The sequence below is a fragment of the Sorangium sp. KYC3313 genome (genome assembly GCF_052075895.1).
Lineage (GTDB): Bacteria > Myxococcota_A > Polyangia > Polyangiales > Polyangiaceae > Sorangium > Sorangium cellulosum_B.
Window position 1 is genome coordinate 574,642 of the sequence record NZ_CP197255.1, and the last position, 22,072, is coordinate 596,713.

The 22,072-nt window shown below is 69.6% G+C and carries 20 protein-coding genes; 12 read left to right on the forward strand and 8 right to left on the reverse strand.

The annotated features are described in order from the left end of the window. Window positions 1-201: 201 nt before the first annotated feature. Window positions 202-630, forward strand: coding sequence for a hypothetical protein (locus ACSRUE_RS02305; protein ID WP_437762450.1), 429 nt, complete (start codon window positions 202-204; stop codon window positions 628-630). Window positions 631-655: 25 nt separating this feature from the next. Here the strand turns inward: ACSRUE_RS02305 and ACSRUE_RS02310 are convergent, their stop codons facing one another. The 8 genes from ACSRUE_RS02310 to ACSRUE_RS02345 all read right to left on the reverse strand — a co-directional run bounded on the left by ACSRUE_RS02310 (window position 656) and on the right by ACSRUE_RS02345 (window position 10,698). Then, on the reverse strand, window positions 656-1,402 hold the full coding sequence (locus ACSRUE_RS02310) for a hypothetical protein (RefSeq protein ID WP_437943690.1): 747 nt from the start codon (window positions 1,400-1,402) through the stop codon (window positions 656-658). A 10-nt stretch (window positions 1,403-1,412) separates the two neighbouring features. Next, complete coding sequence (locus ACSRUE_RS02315; protein WP_437762452.1) at window positions 1,413-1,754, reverse strand: hypothetical protein; 342 nt, start codon at window positions 1,752-1,754, stop codon at window positions 1,413-1,415. Between the two features lie 58 nt (window positions 1,755-1,812). Next, entirely contained in the window at window positions 1,813-3,870 is a 2,058-nt protein-coding gene (locus tag ACSRUE_RS02320) for a type VI secretion system Vgr family protein (RefSeq protein WP_441289589.1), read from the reverse strand. A 4-nt stretch (window positions 3,871-3,874) separates the two neighbouring features. After that, complete coding sequence (locus tag ACSRUE_RS02325; RefSeq protein WP_441289590.1) at window positions 3,875-4,804, reverse strand: DUF4123 domain-containing protein; 930 nt, start codon at window positions 4,802-4,804, stop codon at window positions 3,875-3,877. Further along, the gene (locus tag ACSRUE_RS02330) at window positions 4,804-5,193 is read right to left on the reverse strand and encodes a PAAR domain-containing protein (protein ID WP_437762455.1); all 390 of its coding nucleotides are present in this window, start codon (window positions 5,191-5,193) and stop codon (window positions 4,804-4,806) included. The genes ACSRUE_RS02325 and ACSRUE_RS02330 overlap by 1 nt, the downstream gene beginning before the upstream one ends. A 58-nt stretch (window positions 5,194-5,251) precedes the next feature. Further along, on the reverse strand, window positions 5,252-7,330 hold the full coding sequence (locus tag ACSRUE_RS02335) for a type VI secretion system Vgr family protein (protein ID WP_441289591.1): 2,079 nt from the start codon (window positions 7,328-7,330) through the stop codon (window positions 5,252-5,254). Window positions 7,331-7,598: 268 nt separating this feature from the next. Next, on the reverse strand, window positions 7,599-8,210 hold the full coding sequence (locus tag ACSRUE_RS02340; protein ID WP_441289592.1) for a hypothetical protein: 612 nt from the start codon (window positions 8,208-8,210) through the stop codon (window positions 7,599-7,601). Window positions 8,211-8,247: 37 nt separating this feature from the next. After that, window positions 8,248-10,698: a DUF2169 domain-containing protein gene (locus tag ACSRUE_RS02345; RefSeq protein ID WP_441289593.1), complete on the reverse strand. Its 2,451-nt coding sequence runs from the start codon at window positions 10,696-10,698 to the stop codon at window positions 8,248-8,250. A 374-nt stretch (window positions 10,699-11,072) separates the two neighbouring features. Between ACSRUE_RS02345 and ACSRUE_RS02350 the strand changes: the two genes are divergently transcribed. The 11 genes from ACSRUE_RS02350 (at window position 11,073) to ACSRUE_RS02400 (ending at window position 22,060) form a co-directional block, all read left to right on the forward strand. Then, on the forward strand, window positions 11,073-11,456 hold the full coding sequence (locus ACSRUE_RS02350) for a (2Fe-2S) ferredoxin domain-containing protein (RefSeq protein WP_441289594.1): 384 nt from the start codon (window positions 11,073-11,075) through the stop codon (window positions 11,454-11,456). Next, the gene (locus ACSRUE_RS02355; protein ID WP_441289595.1) at window positions 11,456-11,899 is read left to right on the forward strand and encodes a hypothetical protein; all 444 of its coding nucleotides are present in this window, start codon (window positions 11,456-11,458) and stop codon (window positions 11,897-11,899) included. The genes ACSRUE_RS02350 and ACSRUE_RS02355 overlap by 1 nt, the downstream gene beginning before the upstream one ends. Before the next feature lie 5 nt (window positions 11,900-11,904). Further along, window positions 11,905-12,471, forward strand: coding sequence for an isochorismatase family protein (locus ACSRUE_RS02360; RefSeq protein WP_441289596.1), 567 nt, complete (start codon window positions 11,905-11,907; stop codon window positions 12,469-12,471). A gap of 130 nt (window positions 12,472-12,601) precedes the next feature. Beyond that, window positions 12,602-14,008: a sigma-54-dependent transcriptional regulator gene (locus ACSRUE_RS02365; RefSeq protein WP_437762462.1), complete on the forward strand. Its 1,407-nt coding sequence runs from the start codon at window positions 12,602-12,604 to the stop codon at window positions 14,006-14,008. A 205-nt stretch (window positions 14,009-14,213) separates the two neighbouring features. Next, entirely contained in the window at window positions 14,214-15,194 is a 981-nt protein-coding gene (gene gspC, locus ACSRUE_RS02370) for a type II secretion system protein GspC (protein WP_441289597.1), read from the forward strand. A gap of 41 nt (window positions 15,195-15,235) precedes the next feature. Next, on the forward strand, window positions 15,236-15,535 hold the full coding sequence (locus ACSRUE_RS02375; protein WP_437762464.1) for a hypothetical protein: 300 nt from the start codon (window positions 15,236-15,238) through the stop codon (window positions 15,533-15,535). 71 nt (window positions 15,536-15,606) lie between these two features. After that, on the forward strand, window positions 15,607-18,180 hold the full coding sequence (gene gspD / locus ACSRUE_RS02380; RefSeq protein ID WP_441289598.1) for a type II secretion system secretin GspD: 2,574 nt from the start codon (window positions 15,607-15,609) through the stop codon (window positions 18,178-18,180). Next, window positions 18,177-19,952: a type II secretion system ATPase GspE gene (gene gspE, locus ACSRUE_RS02385; protein WP_441289599.1), complete on the forward strand. Its 1,776-nt coding sequence runs from the start codon at window positions 18,177-18,179 to the stop codon at window positions 19,950-19,952. Before gspD ends, gspE begins: the two co-directional genes overlap by 4 nt. A gap of 8 nt (window positions 19,953-19,960) precedes the next feature. Next, entirely contained in the window at window positions 19,961-21,187 is a 1,227-nt protein-coding gene (gene gspF, locus ACSRUE_RS02390) for a type II secretion system inner membrane protein GspF (RefSeq protein WP_437762467.1), read from the forward strand. A 6-nt stretch (window positions 21,188-21,193) separates the two neighbouring features. Then, complete coding sequence (locus ACSRUE_RS02395) at window positions 21,194-21,607, forward strand: type II secretion system protein GspG (protein WP_437762468.1); 414 nt, start codon at window positions 21,194-21,196, stop codon at window positions 21,605-21,607. A gap of 3 nt (window positions 21,608-21,610) precedes the next feature. Beyond that, window positions 21,611-22,060 (forward strand): type II secretion system protein, encoded by a 450-nt coding sequence (locus ACSRUE_RS02400; RefSeq protein ID WP_441289600.1) that lies wholly within the window; start codon window positions 21,611-21,613, stop codon window positions 22,058-22,060. Window positions 22,061-22,072: the final 12 nt, after the last annotated feature.

A 22,072-nucleotide genomic window follows, 5' to 3' on the forward strand; every position in this document is an offset into this window, starting at 1 on the left:
TCGGACCGTTGCGACGAGTCCGGAAAGACCGTAGCGTGGCAGGCTGCATGATCGGTGCGCTCATCGAGGGGGAGTATCGGCTCGAGCGCCGTCTCGCGCCGCATGAGCACGGCGTGGGTCTTCCCCGAGGTCGTTCGCCTGAGACGTGAGCACACGCCACGTGATCCCCGGCAAGCCCATGACCATCTCTGAATCAATCAGATGTCACGCAAGCTCGTCTACCTAGCGCTGCCGCTCGTCCTCGCCGCGACCGTGCTTGTCCTCCTGAAAGGGATCGGCGCGCTCGAGGGGATGGCGGCCAGCCCGTATGCCGCGGACGACATCTGCTTCGTCGAGGAGCGGCTGGGCGCGGCGCAGCGCTTCACCGCGTTCACCCCCGTCCGATGCTCCGACGAATCCGTCAAGATCGGCGACAGCTTTGGCGCCGACTACGCGAGCCTGGACTTCGAGGACGTCGACGACGATGGGCGCCCAGAGGCGATCATCTCTTCCTCGTCGTTTCGGTGCAAGTACGGTCCTGGCCCGTGTTACGACGCGTGGCGCATCGTGGTGCGGGTCCACCCCGGCTCGGACACGGTGTTTACCGTCATCGAGCGGCGCTACCTCAAAGAGCTCACCCCGGGAGTATGAGAAACGCCGTGGAGGACGGCCGGCGCTACCTCTCGTAGAAGTAGAGCGGCTCAATACCCGTGGACGCGTTCTCGAAGCGCTTCATCGCGTCCTGTCCGTACTTCTGGGCCAGCGGGCCGGATCCGTTGTACGCAGCCGCGACCGCCTCCACCTCCTGTGGCGTCAAGGCACCTCGATGACACAGCCTCCCAGTAACCCTGTCGATGAGCTGCCGCAGATGACCCGTCATGTAGTACAAGTCGGCCTTGACGTCATCTCCGGCGATCCTCGAGTCCTGATTCCAGCCCAGCAGTCGCCTCCTCGCAGATTCGGGGATGATCGGGCGGCAGTAGGTGGTCTCTATATACCTGACCGCGTCCCGCAGCGTTGCTCTGGAGAGGTTGGCGATCCCCGACGAGCTCCCAGCCACTTTATCGGGGACGACGTCGAACAGCACCTCGTCGACGATCGCCGAGAAGGTGGTCAGCGAGCGCTCCCCGAACTGGAGCACCTTCTGGACACCCGTCGCGTTCGGGCCGTTCTCCTGCTGCAAGATGACGGCGGCGAGCTCGTGAGGAACTCCGTTGTACGCCGACGCCTCACGAACCCAGCTTCTGAGCCTTGTATTGGTGATGACGAATATTTCCTCCACGTCCGAAGGAGCCGCCCAGACGACCCCGAACGGAGAGGGGATCTCCCCGGAGTACGACGGGATCGCCCCGAGGCCCTCGATGTGTGAAGTGTAGCTCCCTGCGCACGGACACTCTCTGCACGCGCTGGTCGGCTCGTTCACGCCGTCGCTGTTACACATAGGGTTCACCTTTTTTGCTACGGCCCTCGATTCGATCGACCAGCATCCTCAGAGCGATCAGCTTGTGATCACGATCGAGATCAGCGGCGCCTGCCACCCTCTGCAGCTTGACGACATCGAACCCGCGGCGCTCCAGCCTCAGGCAGCAATCGACGTACATTCGCACGGACTCCTCGTCGACGAGCCCGAACGACATGGCTTCTTCCGTTCGGATCCGCGCGTTCTCCTCGTCGATGAAGCACCCATCGCGCGCGAGATCCTCGATCATCCTGGACAGGAATTGCCGAAGCATCGCCTCACGCATCATCGCTACCTGCTGCGAGCTGATCTTCATGGCTGGCATCCCAATCCAGGTCGGGTGGTCTGATCCCTCGAGACGGGGGAGACTGGTCCTAGGGTTCATCGGAGTCCACCCCCACCGGCTCCTCCGGCGCCCCCGGGTGCGCTCCCCCACCCTTCCCGGGTGAGCCGCTCACGTTGATCTTGACGAGCGTCCCCTTGATGGTGACCCCCGCCGTATCCAGCCGGATGAACCCGCCCGGCCCGCGGATCGTCACGTCGTCCGCGCCTTCACCCACGAAGTCCTCGCCGACGACGTGGATCTTCTTCGCCGCGCGCAGCGCATGGCGGCCGCCAACGCGCTCCTGTTGACCTTGATCAACGGTGCACGACTGCGTTCCTCGAACCTCCTCCCGGTAGCTCGCGCGCACTTCCAGGTGGCAGCTCCCCTCGATCCGCTCCCGCCTGTCGCCCCCCGTGACGGCATCCACGTCCTTGCTCACCGCTCGCTTGGCGTGGCCGTCGACCCGCTCGGACTCATCGTTCTTGACGAGCTTCTGCCGGTCATGACCCACCGTGCCCTGCTCGTCGTTCTTGACCAGCCGCTTCCGGTCTCTCTGCGCCTGCTGCCAGACGAGCTCCTTGCCCTTCAGGTCCTCGAGCATCACCTCGTTGAACCCTCCCGCTCCCGGCGAGGAGTCGCTCTTCCATGTGCTCCGGGTGCGGTGCTCGGGCAGCGCGTACGGGGCGCTCTGGACCGCGTTGTAGGTGCGGCCGATGACGACGGGCTGATCGGGGTCGCCCTGAAGGAACGTGACGAGGACCTCCTGTCCAACGCGCGGAAGCGCGATCATGCCCCAGCCGGCGCCGCCCCATCCTTGATGCACGCGCATCCAGCAGGAGCTGTGCTCGTCCTTCTGCCCTTCGCGGTCCCACGCGAGCTGCACGCGGACGCGGCCGAACTCGTCCGTGTGGATCTCCTGGCCACGCGGCCCCACGACCACGGCGCTCTGGAAGCCATGGACGACCGGCTTCGGAGCGCGCCGCGGCGGGCGATACGGTGAATCGGCGAAGACCGCCTGGCCGCAGAGCGTCCACTCGCCGTCAGGTGTGCCCTCGAAAGCGCTCTCGACGACGAGGAGCCGGCGGGCCGCGGGCAGCTCGGGATGCGGGTGGCCGTCGACCGAGAAGACGACGCCGGGGATGATGTCGAAGGCGTTCGTTTCATAGCCGATACCGTGGACGCCCACGCGCTCGCCGTGGAGCTCGCGCTCTACGAGCTCGTCTCCAACTCCGGCGTCATGGCGGGCGAACCCCTGGTCGTCGGCGACCGGGCTGCCAGCCGGCTTGCCGGTCTCCACGAGAAACGCGCCGGGCCGGTACCGGTATTGCTCGTAGCGATCTTCAGCAGAGGCCGTCCTGGCGCTCGCCGCCAGCGAGAACATCGGACGCCGGAAATCATGGTCTCGTACACTCACGGCACCAGGACGGACCTCGCGGCTGAGACGCACGCCGGTGACGAACTCCCGTCCGGCGCCCTCGCTCACGTCGCCAAGATAGAGGATCGGGGGCGCCGACCGGGGTGGGTTCGCTTCCAGGCGGTCGCTGAAGATCGGCGCGGCGGCATGCCCCTGGTCGTCCGCGAACGTGAAGGCGATCCCCGCTTCCTCGAGCAGGCGGCTCAGGAACAGGTAATCGGTCTCGGCGTACTGAACCTTGATTTCAAGCTTCGGATAGCGCCCGCGATCGATCCTCCACACCGCTTGGATACGCCACTCGCCGAGGAGGCGGTCGATGATGTCGGGAATGGAAAGGTGCTGGTAAATGCGCTGGTTGCGCCGCTGCGTGAGCTGCCAGAGGGCCGGGACCAGGCGGAAATGGTACGTGGAGACGTTCTGCTGGCCGGCCGCGGTCTTGACGGCGTGGACCTGCTCGGCGCGGCTTACCAGGCCGCTCCACGTGCGGCCGCCCGGCCGGTGCGCGAAGCCGTAGCCGGCGTCGGCGTGGAAGGTCCCCGGACGGCCGACGATGCCCCCGAGGTCCACGGCTGGATCCGGCGAGCGGGCCCAGACCGAGATCGAGAACGGCATCGAGACGGCCTCGTGGACCGCAAACCGATGCACGACCAGCGAGTCTTCTCGGGAAGAGAGGGTCAGCTTGAGGGTGGGCATCTGGTCATCCCTCGGGCGGCGCATCCGCCGTCTCCGCCGCCCTGGCGGACCGCTTGGCCGTCGCGAGCTCGGCGTCGATGCTCGCGAGGCCGTGATCGGGGACCTCGTAGAGGATGCGCTCGCTCTCGCCCAGCATCTCCTCGATCTGCAGCGGCGTGCACGTGGGCGCGAAGACGCCCATCACGCCGGGATCGTAAAACCTGAAGTACACGCGCTCGCCCGACGTCTCCAGCTCCACCATCAGGAACCGGCGGAAGTGCCGTCGGACCTCGCGAAAGGGCGCTCGGCTCGTGCAGTAGATCCCCCAGCGCCTCCCCCAGCCCTCGAGCACCAGCCGCGACAGCAGCGTCGAGCTCGAATCCATGGGGCCGGCCAGGTACGGCGCAACGTCCTCCAGAGGCTCGCCGGGGGTCCCCTCGTAGAGCGACTGGTGGCGCTCCACCGACTCTCGCAAGAGCTCCAGGATCCGGTCGTCACGGGCGGCGTCGAGGACCGCGTACAGAGGGACACGCGAGGACTCGTCCCGCAGCCTCTCCAGCGCTCGCTCCGCGAGCCCCCGGCGCCTCGCTCGACGGCGCCGCTCGTCCTCGTCGACCGCGTCTTCTTCCTCGTCGGGCGGCGGCGTGTGCGCCTCGAAATGGACCATGAAATCGGCTTCGCCAGCGCGGATCCAGGCCCCGTGCTCCACCTCGGCTTCGGCCACCGGCTCGCCGTTGAGCTGCGTGCCCGTCGCGCTCCGCAGGTCCCGGAGCGCGCAGCGCGCGCCGTCCCAGGCCAGCTCGAAGTGCACCGCCGAGAGCCTGGGATCGTGCCGCACCGCGAGCTGCGCCATGTCCCCGCGCCCGACCCGGAGCGTATCGCCGGGGTCGATGGGAACCTTCGTGCCCGCGAGCTTCCCCCACCGGACCTCGACGATGCAGCGCGGCGCCGGCATCAGCGTTTCCCCCGCTTGCGGCGGGCCTCGCGCTCCTTGCGCTTGCGCTCGCAGTCCTCGCAGAACGGCTTGTCGGTCCTCAATGTCTCCGCCTGAGGGCTCGAGCCGATGAGCACCGTCGGACACCCCTTCACGATCACCCCGCCGTGCGACGTGGGATCCCCCATCCGCGCCGCATCCTTGTGGCCGATGAGCACCGTGGGCTCGCCCGACGAGATGCTGTCGATCGCAGGGACGCACTTGACGCTGTCGCCGACACGCGCGGCGGGCTGGAAGCCGATCAGGACGGTCCCCTCCCCCCTCAGGACCGGGCCGCCGACGTGCGGGACCGGTCCGGGCTCGACCATCGGGCAAGTGTGCATGTCGGTGATCCGTGCTGCCGGAGGCATCTCTCCCCTCCTCTCCTCTCGTCTCGCGAACGTTCGATCGTGGACCATCCAGCGCCGATCACTGCCCTATCAACGTCCGGCTCACGTCGTCCGTGATGGCATCCGTCGCCTCGGCCGGCTCCTCGGGGCTCGCGCCCTTGCCGCTGCCGGGCGAGCCGCCGCTGTTGATGCGCACGACGGTGCCCCGGATGGTGATGCCGCTCGCGTCGATGCGGATGAACCCGCCCGGGCCCTTGAGCGTCAGGTCCCTCGACGCCTCGATGACCAGCGCCGTACCGGCGGCGACGTGGATCTCCTCGGCCGCCGCGAGGGCGTGGCTCTTGCCCACCACCTCGTGGCGATCTCCGCCCACGATCAGCGAGTGCGATCCGTCGATCTTCTGGTTGCGCTTCCCCCGGACGCGAAGGTGGCTGTTGCCCTCCACGCGCTCGCGCTTCTCCTGCTTGATGACGATGTCTTGATCCTTGCCGACATGGACCTTCAGGTTGCCGAGCGTGCGCGCGTGCTCGTCGTTCTTCACCAGCAGCTGGCGATCGTGACCGATGGTGATCGTCTCGTCGTTCTTGACGAGCCGGCGGCGATTCTTCTCGGCCTGCTCCCAGACGAGCTCCTGCCCCTTCTGGTCCTCGAACATGATCTCGTTGAATCCGCCGCCGCCCTGCGACGAGTCGCTCTTCCATGTGCTCCTCGTCCTGTGCTCCGGGAGCTTGTAAGGGACCTGCTGGGTGGCGTTGAAGACGCGCCCGACGACGATCGGCTGATCGGGATCCCCCTCCAGGAAGCCGACGAGGACCTCCTGGCCGACGCGGGGGATGACGATCATCCCGTAGCCCGTGCCGGCCCAGCCCTGGCTCACGCGGATCCAGCACGAGCTCGCGTCGTCGTGACGCCCCTCGCGGTCCCAGGGAAATTGGACGCGGACCCGACCGAACTCGTCGGTGTGTATCTCCTGCCCCGCGCGGCCCACGACCGTGGCGCACTGCGCGCCTTCGACGCGAGGCCTGGGGGTGCGGAACGGAGGCAGGTAGGGTGCATCCGTGAAGAGGGCGCGGCCCGACATCGACCACTCCTCGCCAGGGGTGCCGTCGAGCGAGAATTCGGTGACGAGCAGCCGCGTACCGTCGGCGATCTCGGGGTGCGGATGGCCATCGACGCTGAAGACGACGCCGGGCCAGAGGTCGATCGTGTTCGTCTCGAAGGAGATCGCGCGGCGATCGACGCGCTCGGCGCCGAGCGCCCGCTCGGCCAGCCGCGCGCCGTAGGCCTGCTCGTGACGCGTGGCCCCCTTGTCGTCCGCGGCCGGCGTGCCGCCGCCCTTGTCCGCGTGGATCAAGAAGGCGCCCGGCTGGTAGTGGTACTGCTCGTACTTGTCCTCGGGCGCGGGCGCGCTCTGAGCCTCGCCGAGGAGGGGAAACGCCGGGCGGCGAAGATCATGGTCGCGGATCGTGTAAGCCCCCGGGCGGACCTCGTGCGAGAGCTGAACGTTGGCGACGAACTGCTGGTCGAGGGGTTGGCTGGGGTTGTCCGCGTAGGTCAGCGGCGCCCCCTCGCGCAGCGGATTCTGGTGCAGGTGATCGCTCAGCGTGAGCCGAGAGCCTGCGCCCTCGTCATCGGGGAAGGTGAACGCTATCCCGGCCTCCTCCCAGAGGCGGCACAGGAAGGCGTAGTCGCTCTCGCCGTACTGGACCCTGTACTCGAGCTTGGGATAGCGGCCTCGATCGATCTGCCAGACGGGCGAAAGCTTCCACTCTGCGAGCAGCCTGTCGGAGATGTCCGGGATCGTGAGGTGCTGGTAAATACGATAGTTGCGGCGCTGGGTGAGCAGCCAGAGATCCGGAACGATGCGCACGTGGTAGCTGGATATGGCCGTCTGACCGCTGGTCGGCTGTACCGCGTGGACCTGCTCGACATAGCTGCATATGCCTGTCCAGAGGCGGGTACCTGCGCCAGCATGAGACACGCCGCCGATCACGCGCAAGCGCGCCGGCCTGCCGATGAGCGCCTCCAGGTCGATGGCGGGGTTCTCGGATCCTGCGAGGACCGAGACGGTGAACAGGCTCGATACCGCCTCCTGCACCGAGAAACGGCGCACGGAGAGCGGGCCCTCGCCACACGCAAAGGTCACCTCGAGGCTCATCGGCGGGCTCTCCTTCGTTCAGCTGGCGAGGACCTCCCTCACCCCGTGCCAGGCTCACCGGCGCGATCGAATGGTATGCGATCCGCCGCCGCCATCGAAACAAGAAAACGGGTGTGCGCAACGAGAAACGATGCAGCAGCCGCCCCGATTTCCATGAGGGAATCATCGCCCGCGGCTCGGTGGATGGAACAGCACGGGCAGGCCGAGCCCGGATCGGCTCCCTGTCGAGGTGACGCAGCGCTCTGCGGCCGGCCGCGCGGTGACGCGATTAGCTCCTGGGCAGCCGCAGGAGCTCCGCGGCCGCCGTCCTGAAGATGCGTTCGCAGGCTCCCCACGCCGACTCCAGCCGCGCGCGGACGGCGTGGACCGCCGCCTCCACCCTCGCCCGCTCTCGCGCGTTTCCCTGGGTCTGATCGAGCAACCTCCGGAGCGCGCCAGGGTCCTCCGCCGCGCGTGTCATATGAAAGAACGCCCTCCGGATGCGCGTGATGTCGGGCGTGAGGTCGCCCTCGCTGGCATAGGATCGAGTGCGCGCGATCTTCGCGAACAGGCGGACCACGGCGTCCTGGAACTCCTGCGCGTACATCGAGTAGGTGTCGTTGTTGGCGTCTCCGCCGAGATAGGTCGCCGTCTGAAGCGATTCTCTCAAGTCCCTCAGGGCCGCATCCTCGAGGAACGCCGTCAGGAGGCTCGAAGTCCGCCGCATGTGTCGGCGCATCCAATCGTCCCGCGCCGCTCTGCTATGGATGAGGGCGCCGAGCTGAGCCGTGCCAGCCGAGCCGCTGGCGAGCTTGTCGCGCGCATAGACGATGAACCCGGCCTCGAACGCGCCGTTCATCTTGGAAACGATGTTGTTGAAGACATGATCCCCCTTCGACATACCGGCCTCCACCTCGCTACGGCTGCACGCCCGCCCGTCACGCTCGCGGCGCCGCCATCAACCTCCCCAGCGCCGTCACCCTCAGCGCCGCCGGGTGCATCTCGTACTGATCCTCCTGCAGCTCGAGCGTCGCGATCAGCTTTGCCCTGAACCGCGCCTGCATCGGCAGCTTCTTCGCCAGATCCTCGGGCAGGTACGCGGGCACGGGTCTCGACGAGCCGTCCACCTGCAGCAGCGCGCGGAGATGCACCGCCCCGAACACCGCGCGCTGCTGGTAGCATCGCCTCTCCAGGAGCACCCGCTCTGCCTGCTCCCCGAGGTATCCCTGCGGCACCGAGCGCTTCACCCGCGCGAAGGCGTCCTCGATCCGCTTGGTGAACCCCTCGGTCACCGCCGACGGGCTCAGCAGGTGCGGCATGCTGAGGAAGCCCCTCGCCTCCTCGACGGCGGCGCTCAGCACCTCGTCCCCGGCCGCGAACGTGGCCGCCGTCGTCATCGTCGCCTTCAGCCGCTCGAGCTCGTCGAACGGGAAGTGCAGCTCGCCAGCGAGCAAGGCCAGCGGCGGCACGAACTTCCCGTCCTCGCGGACCGCCCGCTCCAGCGCTCTGCTCAGCTCCGCCTCTTCCGCCGCCTCCCCGCGCGTGAGCACCTCGAAGACCTCGCGCCGGTCCTCGACCGCCATCGGATCCCTGACGATCGCCGGATCGTCGACCTCCGCATCGAGCGGCTTGTCCTCGAGCCCGCGCAGGATCTGCTGAAACGCAGGCTTCCGCCGTATCCGCGGCACCTCCTCGGGGTCGTACCAGATGAACTGCAGCGCTGTGCCCACCTCGAGGCGCGACATCGCTGCCGGCGCGGAGCGCGCAGCCGACGCTGGCTCGACCTTGCTGACCTCGGGGCTCACCACGTGCGCTGCGAGCTGCCCTACCGTCATGGGGGGAGCCGGGTGGCCGCTGCGCTGCTCGGCCGCCCATGGGTTGCTCTCGCGCGCCGGAGGGATCGCGTCCACCGGCACAGGAGCCACGACCCTCGGTGGCGGTGGTGGCGTCGGAGCAAAGAAGACGTCCGAATCCTCGCTGCCCGTGCGCGTTCGGCGGGACGGAGGCGGCGGCGGGGCGGGCGGAGCTCCCATCACCCATGACGGCGACGACTGGCTGAGCGACGGCGCGGAACCCGGCGGCACGGAGCCCGGCGGCACGGAGCCCGGCGGCACGGAGCCCGGCGGCGCGGACACGGCAGGCGGCGCAGCGCCGCCCCAGCCGGACGAGGACTGGGATGGCGGCCGCGGCGAGCTCTGCGCCGGAGGTGCGCCGAAGCTCGGCGCATGCGGCGCATGACCTGATGGCGCAAACGGGAGCACCATGTCGGCCGGCGGGACAATTCCCGGAGCCATCGTCCCCACGACGCTCTCCGCCTCGGGCGACGGCGCCAGCGGAACGGCCGTCTCGGCGACCTCGCCCCCCCGCGGCTGCGACGCCACCGGTGCGCGCCCCATCGCTCCCCCGGGCCAGCCGGCGCCCGCCCCCTCCGGCGCGAGCTCGACGAGCACTCGCCCCCGCTCCTGCGGGTGCTCGATCGGGACCTGTGCGCGCCACGTCAACATGCACACGGACCTATCCGTGTCGATCCACAGCGTGTCGCAGCGAAACGTGAGCGGCTGCGCCGCCCCCATGGCGCGCTCGAGCACCGCGCGCGGCCGGACGCCGGGCAGGCTCGTGACGAGGCGCGGGTGCTCTGCGTGGAGGTTCTCGAGCGCGATCCGCGCGTCCTCGCGCAGCTCCTTGATCTGCTGGTCCTGCGGCGCGTGATTGAAGCACGAGAAGTCGACGTCTTCCGGAAGCGGCTGCTTGTACCAGTCTCGCAGCGATCCCGGTGCCCCCTTGCGGCCCAGCTTCTCGCGCCTCGACGGCCACGTCGGCGCCAGCGGACCAAAGCCGATCGGAGCAATGAAATCAGAACGGGATGTGACCTTCACGCCGGGGGGCTGGAGGTTCGGAACCATGAACCTTCCCTGCGCGTCCTGCATCCCAGGGCGCAACCCGACAGGATTGACCGTATCTGGCCCTCCCGCGGCGCGCTCGTAGAGCAGCGGCATCCTCGAGAATTTTTGCCCCTCATAGATCGTGCCGTCATGACCAAACGCGCGATCACAGAACACCGCGATCGACTTGTCCACCTCGCCCACGCTGAGCCGGGCGATCAGCGAACGCATGGGTTCCCCACCGGGCGCGAACGCGTGCCCGACCAGCACGACGTCGGCCCAGGGCTTGACGGGGATGAGATCGCAGGCGGCACGAAGGCTCCGGCGAGCATCGTTGTGCCAGTGCTGATCGTCCTCGTGCGGCGGCTCCTGCTCTCTTGCCAGCGCAGCCTCGCCCGGGCGCAGCAGGAACGTCGCTTTGCAGACGACGGTGAGCATCCACATGGCGGGGCGTGGCTGCCAGACGACCGAAGCAACCGGCAACGCGCAGTTTGAGACGACATCCATGGCGACGGTCACCATATACGCTGCGGTCTGCGCCGCACACATCCGCCCAATCGCCGCGCTGCCGCCGAGAAACGCGATGTTCCCGCGGCACACAGCATTCCGAACCGCTCCCGCCGCCCTCCGCCGCGGGCGAATCGCGTCCGGAGCCGTCCGAACCTCCCCCGCAGCCGCATCACCGCCTTCCGGTGCGCTCCCCGGCGCTGTTGCCGCCGGAGCATGGCCTTCCGAGGGCCTCGTCGCGCCCCGTGCATCTCCAGAGCAGCCTCGCGGCTCGCTCCCCTCCCTCGCCTCGCCCTCCTCGCCTCCCCCTCCCCCTCCCCCGCCTCCCCCTCCCCAGCTTGACCTGGCCCCCGCGACGCACGAGGATCCGCCTCGTGCCCCAGCGAAAGCGCTACCTCTTCGTCTGCGTCAACCGCCGCCCGGACGGCATTCCCAAGGGCTCCTGCGCTCAGCGCGGCGCCGAGGGCATCCACGTGCAGCTCAAGGCCGCGCTCGCCGAGCGGGGCCTCGCGAAGGTCGAGGCGCGCGCCTGCTCCGCGAGCTGCCTCGACGTCTGCTGGGCGGGCCCCGTCATCGCCGTGGAGCCGGACGGCTACTTCTACGGCCGCGTGACCCCCGCCGACGTCCCGGAGATCGTCGACGCCCTCGCCTCGGGCCGCCGGGTCGAGCGGCTCGTGCTCCCGCCGGAGGACTTCACCGAGGCGACCGCCGCCCCGCCGCTGCCGGCGCCGCCCCGCGGCGCGCCCCCGGAGGCGTGATGCGCGGCTTCGAGTTCTGCGAGACCATGGCCGGGAGCTTCCACCTGGTCGACTCGCCCTCCGACGAGCGGCCCATGTCGTTCACGATCCGCGCGCGCTCGCGCGGCCTCCTCGCCTTCCTGCGCAAGCCCGAGGTCGAGATCGAGGGCGAGATCGACGCCGAGGGCTTCGCCGACCACCGCTACCTCTCGGGGCGGCTCGGCCTCGACGTCGCGCGCACCGGCACCCTGCCCTACTCCTTCGAGTTCACCGCCAACGACGGCCGCCGCTGCGCGTTCGCCGGCCGGAAGACCGTGCGCCCCGGCAATCTCATGGCGTCGATGACCGTCCTGCCCGGCGTGCTCGTCGGAGACGGCGGCGCGCTGATCGGCGAGGCGCTCCTCCGCTTCGACCTGCGGAGCGACCTGCTCCGGTTCCTCCGGAGCTTCCGGGCCACGAGGTAGCCGCCATGCAAAGGATCGAGCCCGCAGACAGCGCGGTCATCGTCGTCGACGTGCAAGAGAAGCTCGCCGCCGCGATGCCGGCGCCCCAGATGGACGCGCTCACCCGCGCGGCCACGGTGCTGATCGAGGCGGCGCGGCGGCTCGGCGCGGCGGTCATCGCCACCGAGCAGTACCCCGCGGGCCTCGGCCCGACCATCGCGCCCATCGCCGAGCGGCTCGCCCAGGCGGGCGCGCCCGTCGTCCCCAAGATGGAGTTCTCCGCGTGCGGCTCCCCCGAGTTCGAGCGCGTGCTGCGCACGTCGACCGGGCGCGCGCCCCGCGCCGCCATCGTCGTCGGCGTGGAGGCGCACGTCTGCGTCTTCCAGACCGTGCGCGACCTCGCCGCGCGCGGCGTCCTCGTCCAGGTGCCGCTCGACGGCGTCGCCTCCCGCCGCGACGACCACCGGCTCGCCGGCCTCGACCTCTGCCGCGCCGCAGGCGCCACCATCACCACCGCGGAGACCGTCGTCTTCGACTGGCTCAGGATCGCCGGGACGGACGACTTCAAGCAGCTGTCGAAGCTCATCCGCTGACCGATCCCGCGATCTTCGCGGGCGGCGCGCGGGGACCACGGCGGCGTGTCAGTTTGTCAGGCGCCGGATCGGACTTTGTCAGACCCGTGCTCTCCTGGACATGCCGCTGGCGCCTGTGACACAGTGGCGCATGGCTGACGATCTGGCACAAGTCCCTCCGAGCGCGCCGCCCGCTGGCCCCGCCGCGCCGCCGCCCGGCGCGCCGACGGTCCTCGTGGTCGACGACGAGCCGTCGAACGTCGCCTCCATCGAGAAGATCTTCCAGCGCGACGGCATGCGCGTCATCACGGCGGACAGCGCGAAGGCGGCGCTGGAGATCGTGCGCAGCCGCCGCGTCGAGGTCGTCCTGACCGACCTGATGATGCCGGGCGTCAGCGGCCTCGAGCTGCTCCGCGCGCTGAAGCAGCTCGCGCCCGACACCGAGGTCGTGATGATGACGGCCTACGGGACCGTCGAGACCGCGGTCCAGGCCATGCGCGAGGGCGCCTACGACTTCGTGGAGAAGCCGCTCAAGCGGATGACGATCATCAAGAGCGTGCGCAAGGCGGCCGAGCGCCAGTCGCTCGTCGCCGAGAACCGCTCGCTCCGGCAGGAGATCAAGCTGCTCACGAAGCGCGAGATCGTCGGATCGAGCCCGACGCTCCGCCGCGTGCTCGACATCGCGACCCAGGCGGCGCCCTCGAGCGCCACGGTGCTCGTGCTCGGCGAGAGCGGCACCGGCAAGGAGCTGCTCGCGCGCTTCATCCACGAGCGCAGCGCGCGATCGCGCGGGCCGTTCGTCGCGGTCAACTGCGCGGCCATCCCGGAGACCATCCTCGAGGCCGAGCTCTTCGGCCACGAGCGCGGCGCGTTCACCGGCGCCCTGGCGAAGCGCGACGGCCGCTTCGCCAAGGCGGCCGGCGGCACGCTGTTCCTCGACGAGATCGGCGAGCTCTCGCCCGCCGTGCAGGTGAAGCTCCTCCGCGTGCTGCAGGAGGGCGAGTACGAGCCCGTCGGCGGCGACACGGTGCGCGCCGACGTGCGCGTGGTCGCGGCCACCAACAAGGACCTCCGCGCCGAGGTCGCCGCCGGACGCTTCCGCGAGGACCTGTTCTACCGGCTCAACGTGATCGCGATCACGGCACCCCCGCTCCGGACCCGCCGCGAGGACATCCCGCTCCTCGTCGACCACTTCCTCGGCGTCTACTGCACGAAGAACAACCGCCCCCGCCTGGAGGCGCCGCGCGACGTGCTCGCGCGCCTGACCGACTACACGTGGCCGGGCAACGTCCGCGAGCTCGAGAACGTGATCGAGCGCGCCGTGGTCCTCTGCCGCGGCGACCAGCTCTCCGTCGACGACCTGCCCGACTTCATCCGCGAGGCGGCCCCCGCCGAGCCGAGCTCGCTCACCTTCTCGGTCGGCACGCCCCTCGACGAGGTCGAGCGCAGGCTCATCCGCGAGACGCTCCGCCACGCCCGCGGGGACAAATCCGTGGCCGCGCAGTTGCTCGGCATCTCCACGCGCACCATCTACCGAAAGCTCGGCGAGCTGGAGTGACGCCGCGCGCGCCGTCCCGCGGACACGGCGCGCTCCCGTGCGCCGGCGCCCCGCGAAGATCCATTTGTCACTTTGGCAACGAAGGCCGTCCGACGCGGCTGGGGCGCGTCACCTTGGCGGGACAGCTCCCGAAATTTCGTGAAGACGCGGGAAACCACCGGCGGTTGACCGCTGGCATGAAACTCGCCTAGAGGAGGATGGGCGCATGGGCATCGACGCGATCCTGAAGCGGTATTTTCCCTGGGTGCTGGGCGCGCTGATCGCGCTCGCCGCCTACTTCCAGGCGTCGGGCATGGGCCAGCTCGTGCTCTCGAGCGTCGCGATCGACGCGCCGCCGGCGCCGCCCAGCCCTCCGACGCGCCCGGCGTCGTTCGGGTCGACCGCGAGCAGCACGGACCACACGACGAGCGCCGCGGCGATCCTCTCGCGCAACCCGTTCGACTCGGTGACGGGGCCGCTCGACGGCAAGCCGGTCGAGATCCCGAGCGTCCCGCACGAGCTGCCCAACAACAAGGATCCGTACGCGGACCCCTCCTGCGACGGCGCCCGCGTCCTGCTCATCACGCAGGCCGACGATCCCGAGTGGTCGTTCGCGGCCATGGCCGGCTCGGACGGCAAGGCGATCTTGCGCCGGCAAGGGGATGAGATCAGCGGGCAGACCGTTTACTACGTGGGGTGGGATCGGGTCTGGCTGACGTCCGGCAGCTCGCGCTGCCAGGCCGTCGTGGGCCGCAACAGCACCGTCGCCCGCGCCGCGCCGGCGCCGGCGCCCCCGACGACGTCGACGAGCGCGGCGCCGAAGCCCGCCGCCCGCGGCGGCAAGAAGATCCCGCCGGAGCTCGCCTCGAAGATCCAGCGCGTGAGCGAGAACGAGTTCAACGTGGAGCGCAGCGCCGTCGACCACATCCTGGAGAACCAGGGCGAGCTGATGCGCTCCGCGCGTATCGTCCCCGAGAAGGAGGGAGACAAGGTGGTGGGCATCCGTCTCTTCGGGATTCGCCCGGACTCTCTGCTGGGGACGCTCGGGCTGGAGAACGGAGATCGGCTGTCCAGCATCAACGGGTTTGAGATGAGCGATCCGCAGAAGGCCCTCGAGGCCTACGCGCGGCTCCGGACGGCGGACCGGCTCACGGTGAGCATCAACCGCAAGGGCAAGCCGATGAACATCGACTTCAACATCAAGTGAGCGCTCCGGACTGAATCCAGGGACGAAAGCAGGGTAGCGGCATGGCGCGATGGATACGGACGCTGAACGAGGGGAGCCTGCTCCGGCGGACGCTGATGGTGATCGGCACGTTCGTCCTCGGCTCGCTCACGTTCGTCGGAGTCATGAGCCTCGTCCTCGTGTCGGTCGCCAAGGCCGTCCTGCCGCCCCACGACAAAGAGTCCGCGACGGACGCGACGGAGGAGGCCGACAGCGAGGCCGCCGCCGGCGCGAGCAAGACCGCCCTGGGCAAGACCCCTCGCTCGAAGCGGCCGCGGCCCCCCTCGCCGGCCGCGCGCGAAAGCGCGCCGAACGCCGACTGAACGCCGACTGAACGCCGACTGAACGGCGCCGCCTCCCCTACCCACCAACGCAGAGAATATCGAGTCGACTGATGGTGATGACGACCCTCGAGCGATCCTGCTGCCTCCGGAGGAGGCTCCTCGCCGCGCCGGTGGCGGCGCTCGTGCTCGCCGCCGCGGCGCCGCCCGCCGCAGCGCAGCCCGCGAACCGCGGCGCCCCCGTGCTGCGGACCCCCGGCCAGGTCCCGCCGCCCGCCCGCCCCGCGCCGGGCGCGCCGGCCGCAGGCGCTCCGCCGGCCGGCGCGCCGGGCGCAGCCGCGCCAGGCGACGCCGGGGACGACCCGCTCGCCGCGGTCAAGCAGGGGGTCCAGGAGATCGAGTTCAAGCCGAAGCCCGGCGGCTACAAGGTCAGCTTCAACCTCGACGAGGCCGACCTCCCCGAGCTCGTGAAGGCCATCAGCAACATCACGGGGCGCCGCTTCATCTACGGCGGCAAGCTCCGGCAGATCAAGGCCACGGTGTACGCGCCGGAGAAGGTGACCGTCGCCGAGGCGTACAGCGCGTTCCTGTCGATCCTCGCGTCGAACGATCTCACCGTCATCCCCCACGGCCGCTTCCTCAAGATCGTGGAGACGCCGGGCTCGGTGTCGGAGACGACGCCCGTGTACGGGACCGCCGCGCCCGTGCCCGCGGAGGACCGGTTCGTCACCCGCATGTACCGGCTGTCCCATATCGACGCCAACGAGGCGGGCGGCGTCCTGAGCAAGTTCAAATCGAAGGACGGCGACGTCACCGTCTACCCGCCCGGCAACCTGCTCATCATCACGGACACCGGATCGAACATCCAGCGCATGCTCCGGATCGTCGAGGAGATCGACGTCGGCGGCGCCGGCGATCAGCTCTGGGTGCAGCCCGTTCATTACGGCTCCGCGGCGGAGGTCGCGACCAAGCTGAACGAGATCGTCGACCCGAGCAGGGGCGCGGCGGGCGGCGGCAGGCCCGGCAGGGGCGGCGCCGGCGGCACCGGCGCCCGCATCATCGCGGACGACAGGACCAACTCCCTCGTCATCACCGCCACCGAGCCGGACTACCTGCGCGTCCTCGGCATCCTGAAGCGCCTCGACGTGCCGCAGACGGGCGAGGGGCAGGTCCACGTGCTCTCGCTCCAGCACGCCGGCTGCAAGGAGCTGTCGGCGACGCTGAACCAGATCCTCGGCGGCGGGACCGGCGGCGGCGCGCCCGTGGGCGGCAGGCCGGGCGCGCGCGCCGCCCCCCCGGTGCCGGGCTCGACCGACGACATCTTCGAGGGGCAGGTCAAGGTCACCTGCGACGAGGCGAGCAACAAGCTCCTCATCACGTCGTCGCCCCACGATTACGCCCAGCTGCGCACCGTGATCGACCAGCTCGACGAGCCGCGGCGGCAGGTGTTCATCGAGGCCGTGATCATGGACGTGAACGTCAGCCGCTCGCTCGATTTCGGCATCGGCTACCACGCCGGCGCGCCGTTCAACGGCCTCAACCCGGACGACAGCGTCGTCTACGGCGGCAACAACATCCGCCAGTCCGTCATCGGCCTGCCGGCGCAGCTCGGCGCGCTCGCGCTGGGCATCAAGGGCCCCGCGATCACGGGCTCGAACAACATCCTCGGGACGGGCATCTCGATCCCCGCGTTCGGCGTCGTCCTCCACGCGCTGGCCCAGGACGGCGACTCCAACGTCCTCGCGACGCCGCACATCCTCGCGACCGACAACGTGCCGGCCGAGATCTCGATCGGCCAGAACATCCCGCTCCAGACCAACGTGGGCGGCGGCGGGCTCAACCAGCTCGCGAGCCTGGCGGGCGGCGCGGGCGCGGCGGGCGGGCTCGGCGCGCTCGGCGGCCTGCTCGGCGGCCTCGGCGGCCTCGGCGGCGGCGCCGCCGCGCGCCAGGACGTCGGCACGAAGATCAAGGTCGTCCCCCACGTCAACGACTCGGACCAGGTGCGGCTGGAGCTCTCCGAGGAGATCTCCGACGCCGGCGCCCCCCTCGAGGGCGCGCTCGGGGCGATCCCCATCAACAAGCGCACCGCGAGCACCACGCTCGTCGTCCGGGACCAGCAGACCGTCGTGATCGGCGGCCTCATGCGCGACGGGATGACCACCTCGGAGACGAAGATCCCCGTGCTGGGCGACATCCCGGTGCTCGGGTTCCTCTTCCGGCAGCGGGTCAAGACCAAGACGAAGACGAACCTCCTCCTCGTGCTGACGCCCTACGTGATCCGCGATCAGGACGACCTCCGGACCATCTTCGAGCGCAAGATGCAGGAGCGGCAGGAGTTCATCGACCGCTACTTCGTCTTCAGCGAGAGCGCCGCGTGGGAGCCGCCGCGCGACTTCGGCCGCGCGAACGGGCTCCTCGAGGACATCCGCCAGTCGATGCTGGCCGAGGAGGAGCGGGCGCGCCTCGAGGAGGAGGCGCGCCCGAAGGGGCCGCGCGAGCACGCGCCGGTGGATCCGGTCGGCCTGCCGACGTTCGGCGGCAGGCCGACCGGCGCCGCGTCGATGCAGCCCGGCGCGGCCGACATGGAGGGCGAGCCGGCCCAGCTGCCGCCGCCGCCGAACGGCGCCCCGCCGTCGCGGCCCACGCGGCGGCCGCCGGGCGGACGGCAGATGGAGCGCGTGGAATGAGCCTGCAGCAGCAGTACCTCGGCGAGATCCTGGTCCGGCGGGGCGTCGTCCCCGCGGAGCGGCTCGTGCCGCTCTACGACACCGTCCGCGAGCGCGGTCAGTCGCTCGTGGAGCTCATCGTCTCGTCCAACATCGCCGACGAGGCGAGCATCGCCAAGGCGCTCGCGGAGGAGTGCGAGCTCGGCCTCCTCCCGCGCATCGACATCGACGCGGTGCCGCTCGAGCTCGCGAGCCGGGTGCCGATCACCTACGCCAAGCAGCACAAGATCCTGCCGCTCGCCGAGCACGACGGGGTCGTCTACTGCGCCGTCGCCGACCCCCTCGACACGACGGCGATCGACGACGTGCGGGCGCTGTTCGGCAAGCCCGTCGAGATCGCGGTCGCCACGACCGACGCGGTGCTGAACGCGATCAACCGCATCTGGGAGCGCAAGGAGGACGGCGGCGCGAAGCTCGAGGGCGACACGGCGCTCGAGGAGGACAACCTCGTCGACATCATCGACTCGGACGACGACGCCCCGATCATCGCCTGGGTCAACGGCCTCTTCGCGCAGGCGGTCCGCGAGCGGGCGAGCGACATCCACATCGAGCCCGAGGAGCGCGACGTCGTCGTCCGCTACCGGATCGACGGCGAGCTCTACGTCGCGAAGCGCGCCTCGAAGCAGTTCATGGCGCCGATCATCGCCCGCGTGAAGATCATGGCGGCGCTCAACATCGCCGAGAAGCGGCTCCCGCAGGACGGCCGCATCACGCTGAAGATCGCCGGCAAGAGCGTCGACATCCGCGTCTCGACCGTGCCGACGAGCCGCGGCTTCGAGCGGATCGTGATGCGCATCCTGCACAAGGCGTCGGTCCTGCTCGGGCTCGACGACCTCGGCTTCGCGCCGCGCGAGTACGCCATCATGGACGCGCTCATCCAGCGGCCGGACGGCATCATCCTCGTCACGGGCCCGACCGGCAGCGGCAAGACGACGACGCTCTACGCCTGCCTCAACCGGATCAACGAGCCCAGCCGGAACATCCTCACGGCCGAGGACCCGGTCGAGTACGAGATCGGCGGCATCCACCAGATCCACGTCCACCCCGGGATCGGGCTCACCTTCGCCTCGGCGCTCCGCGCGTTCCTCCGCCAGGATCCGGACGTGATCATGGTCGGCGAGATCCGCGACAAGGAGACCGCCGAGATCGCCATCCACGCGTCGCTGACCGGCCACCTGGTGCTCTCGACCCTCCACACGAACGACGCGGCCGCCGCCGTGACCCGCCTCGTCGAGATGGAGATCGAGCCGTTCCTCGTGCGGAGCAGCGTGATCGGCATCCTCGCCCAGCGCCTCGTGCGCCTGCTGTGCCCGGCGTGCAAGGTCGCCTACCGCCCCTCCGATTACGAGCTCCAGCAGCTCGGCCTCGACGAGGACCGGCTCGCCTGGAAGGCGCGGCGGAAGGTCTCGGTCCGCTACAGCGTGCACGGACAGAAATACGACTACATCGGTCAGGACATCGACCGGGCCGTGTTCTACAAGCCCGGGGGCTGCGACGCCTGCAACCAGAAGGGCTTCATCGGCCGGCGGGGCATCTACGAGCTGATGGTCGTCGACGACGCCGTGGGTCCGCACATCCTGAAGAGCGCGGACGCGCAGACCATCAAGCGGGTCGCCATCTCCCAGGGGATGGATACGCTCCGGGATGACGGGGCGCGCAAGGTGCTCAAGGGCATCACCACCGTCGAGGAGGTCCTCGCGGCGACGCAGGAAGACGTCATCGTCGACGAGTAGGGAAGGCCGTGGCGGTATTCGAATACAGAGGCATCCTCGTCGGCACCGGCAAGCCGGTCAAAGGGGTCCGCGACGCGGAGAACGCGAAGGCCCTCCGGGCCGCCCTGCGCAAGGACGGCATCATGCTCACCGGCGCGACCGAGGAGCAGGCCGCGAAGGCGAAGGCGAAGCGCGATCTCAAGATCTTCGCCTTCGCGGGCCGCCCCTCGACGTCGGACGTCGCCGTGACGACCCGCCAGCTCGCGACGCTCATCGGCGCCGGCATCCCGCTCTTCGAGTCGCTCAACGCGCTCATCGAGCAGGTCGAGAAGGAGTCGCTGAAGAGGGTGCTCACGCAGGTGCGCGAGCAGGTGCGCGAAGGCACGAGCTTCGCCAAGGCCCTCGAGGCGCACCCCTCGGTCTTCCCGCCGCTCTACGTGAGCATGGTGCGCGCCGGCGAGGCGTCCGGCACGCTCGAGGGCGTGCTGACCCGCCTGACCGTCTTCATGGAGAACCAGGCGAAGCTCGTCGGCAAGGTGACCGCCGCCCTCGCCTACCCCGCGCTGATGGCGCTCATCGGCATCGGGCTCATCTCGGTCCTCATGGTCGCGGTCGTGCCGAACGTGACCGGCATCTTCGCGTCCATGGACCAGGCGCTGCCCTGGTACACGGCGGCGCTCATCGGCACGTCGGCGTTCGCCTCGAGCTACTGGTGGCTCGTCCTCCTCGCGCTCGTGGGCGCGGTGTACGGGTTCCGCCGCTGGGTGCGGACGCCGAAGGGCCGCCTCGCGTGGGACACGTTCGTGCTGCAGGCGCCCATCTTCGGCAAGCTCATCCAGATGCTGTCCATCGCGCGCTTCGCGCGGACCCTCGCGACCCTGCTGTCGTCGGGCGTCGCGCTCCTCAGCGCGATGGACATCGTTCGGAGCGTGCTCGGCAACGCCGCCCTGGAGAAGGTCATCATCGACGCCATCGCGTCGATCCGCGAGGGCCAGAGCATCGCCGAGCCGCTGAAGCGGAGCGGCCGGTTCCCGCCGATCGTCACCCACATGATCGCCATCGGCGAGAGGAGCGGGCAGCTGGAGGCGATGCTGGAGAACGTCGCCAATGCCTACGACTCCGCCGTGGAGACCCGCGTCCAGGTGCTCACGAGCCTGCTCGAGCCGCTGATGATCGTCATCATGGGCGGCGCGGTCGCGTTCATCGCGATATCCATCCTCATGCCGCTCATCCAGATGTCGAGCTTCGTCGGGTAGGCGGCTATGGGGCGGCGCAGGAAGCGAGAGAGCACGATCTTCTTCCCCTGGGAGCGCGGCGGCGGGCTCTTCCGGCGGACCGGCATGGCGCGGGTGAGGCCCTTCGCCGCGGGCCTCGCGATGGTGGTCCTCCTGCTGCTCCTCGGCGCGCGCGAGCGGCGCCTCGTGGGAATTCGGTCGACCCGCGCTACGTTGTCCGTCGTCCACGGGGCGATCACCCTGTACCGCGCCGATCACGAGCGGCGGTGCCCGGGTTCCCTGGAAGAGCTGAAGCGCGAGGGATACCTCGCGATCGACCCGGTCGACGCGTGGGGCAGGCCGCTCCGGCTCACCTGTCCCGGAAGGAAGGATCCGGACGGATACGATCTCCTGAGCGACGGACCGGACGGCGAAATAGGTGGCCTTGACAGGGTGGAGTGAGAGATGGAGACGAACAGAGCAAGCAGCGCAAGAAGGATTCGACGGCTGAGCCGGAAGCTCTCGCGGGGCGTGACCCTGGTCGAGGTGCTCATCGTCGTGACGATCATGGCGATCATCGCCGGCGGCGCCACGCTCGTGGTGTGGCCGAAGCTGAAGCAGTCGCGCGTCAAGAGCGCCTATACCGGGGCGACGATCATCAAGAGCGCCGCCGAGCAGTACCAGCAGCTCGGGGCGGGCGGCGAAGGGTGCCCGACGATCCAGGCGCTGGTCAGCGCGAAGCAGATCGACGGCAACAAGACGGACGATCCCTGGGGCCAGCCCTACAAGATCAAGTGTGACGAGAACAACGACGTCCATGTCGTCTCGTCCGGCGACGACAGGAAAGAGAACACCCCGGACGACATCCGGGATGACATGAAACAGTCGGATCTCAACAAGATCGCGGAGATGTAGCGCCGCGCGGGG

Bases quoted from the DNA above. Each gene is read 5' to 3' on its own strand.
- ACSRUE_RS02305 (WP_437762450.1), top strand. From the start codon at position 202: ATGTCACGCAAGCTCGTCTACCTAGCGCTGCCGCTCGTCCTCGCCGCG.
- ACSRUE_RS02315 (WP_437762452.1), bottom strand. From the start codon at position 1,754: ATGAAGATCAGCTCGCAGCAGGTAGCGATGATGCGTGAGGCGATGCTT.
- ACSRUE_RS02320 (WP_441289589.1), bottom strand. From the start codon at position 3,870: ATGCCCACCCTCAAGCTGACCCTCTCTTCCCGAGAAGACTCGCTGGTC.
- ACSRUE_RS02325 (WP_441289590.1), bottom strand. From the start codon at position 4,804: ATGCCGGCGCCGCGCTGCATCGTCGAGGTCCGGTGGGGGAAGCTCGCG.
- ACSRUE_RS02330 (WP_437762455.1), bottom strand. From the start codon at position 5,193: ATGCCTCCGGCAGCACGGATCACCGACATGCACACTTGCCCGATGGTC.
- ACSRUE_RS02335 (WP_441289591.1), bottom strand. From the start codon at position 7,330: ATGAGCCTCGAGGTGACCTTTGCGTGTGGCGAGGGCCCGCTCTCCGTG.
- ACSRUE_RS02340 (WP_441289592.1), bottom strand. From the start codon at position 8,210: ATGTCGAAGGGGGATCATGTCTTCAACAACATCGTTTCCAAGATGAAC.
- ACSRUE_RS02345 (WP_441289593.1), bottom strand. From the start codon at position 10,698: ATGGATGTCGTCTCAAACTGCGCGTTGCCGGTTGCTTCGGTCGTCTGG.
- ACSRUE_RS02355 (WP_441289595.1), top strand. From the start codon at position 11,456: ATGCGCGGCTTCGAGTTCTGCGAGACCATGGCCGGGAGCTTCCACCTG.
- ACSRUE_RS02360 (WP_441289596.1), top strand. From the start codon at position 11,905: ATGCAAAGGATCGAGCCCGCAGACAGCGCGGTCATCGTCGTCGACGTG.
- ACSRUE_RS02365 (WP_437762462.1), top strand. From the start codon at position 12,602: ATGGCTGACGATCTGGCACAAGTCCCTCCGAGCGCGCCGCCCGCTGGC.
- gspC (WP_441289597.1), top strand. From the start codon at position 14,214: ATGGGCATCGACGCGATCCTGAAGCGGTATTTTCCCTGGGTGCTGGGC.
- ACSRUE_RS02375 (WP_437762464.1), top strand. From the start codon at position 15,236: ATGGCGCGATGGATACGGACGCTGAACGAGGGGAGCCTGCTCCGGCGG.
- gspD (WP_441289598.1), top strand. From the start codon at position 15,607: ATGGTGATGACGACCCTCGAGCGATCCTGCTGCCTCCGGAGGAGGCTC.
- gspE (WP_441289599.1), top strand. From the start codon at position 18,177: ATGAGCCTGCAGCAGCAGTACCTCGGCGAGATCCTGGTCCGGCGGGGC.
- ACSRUE_RS02395 (WP_437762468.1), top strand. From the start codon at position 21,194: ATGGGGCGGCGCAGGAAGCGAGAGAGCACGATCTTCTTCCCCTGGGAG.
- ACSRUE_RS02400 (WP_441289600.1), top strand. From the start codon at position 21,611: ATGGAGACGAACAGAGCAAGCAGCGCAAGAAGGATTCGACGGCTGAGC.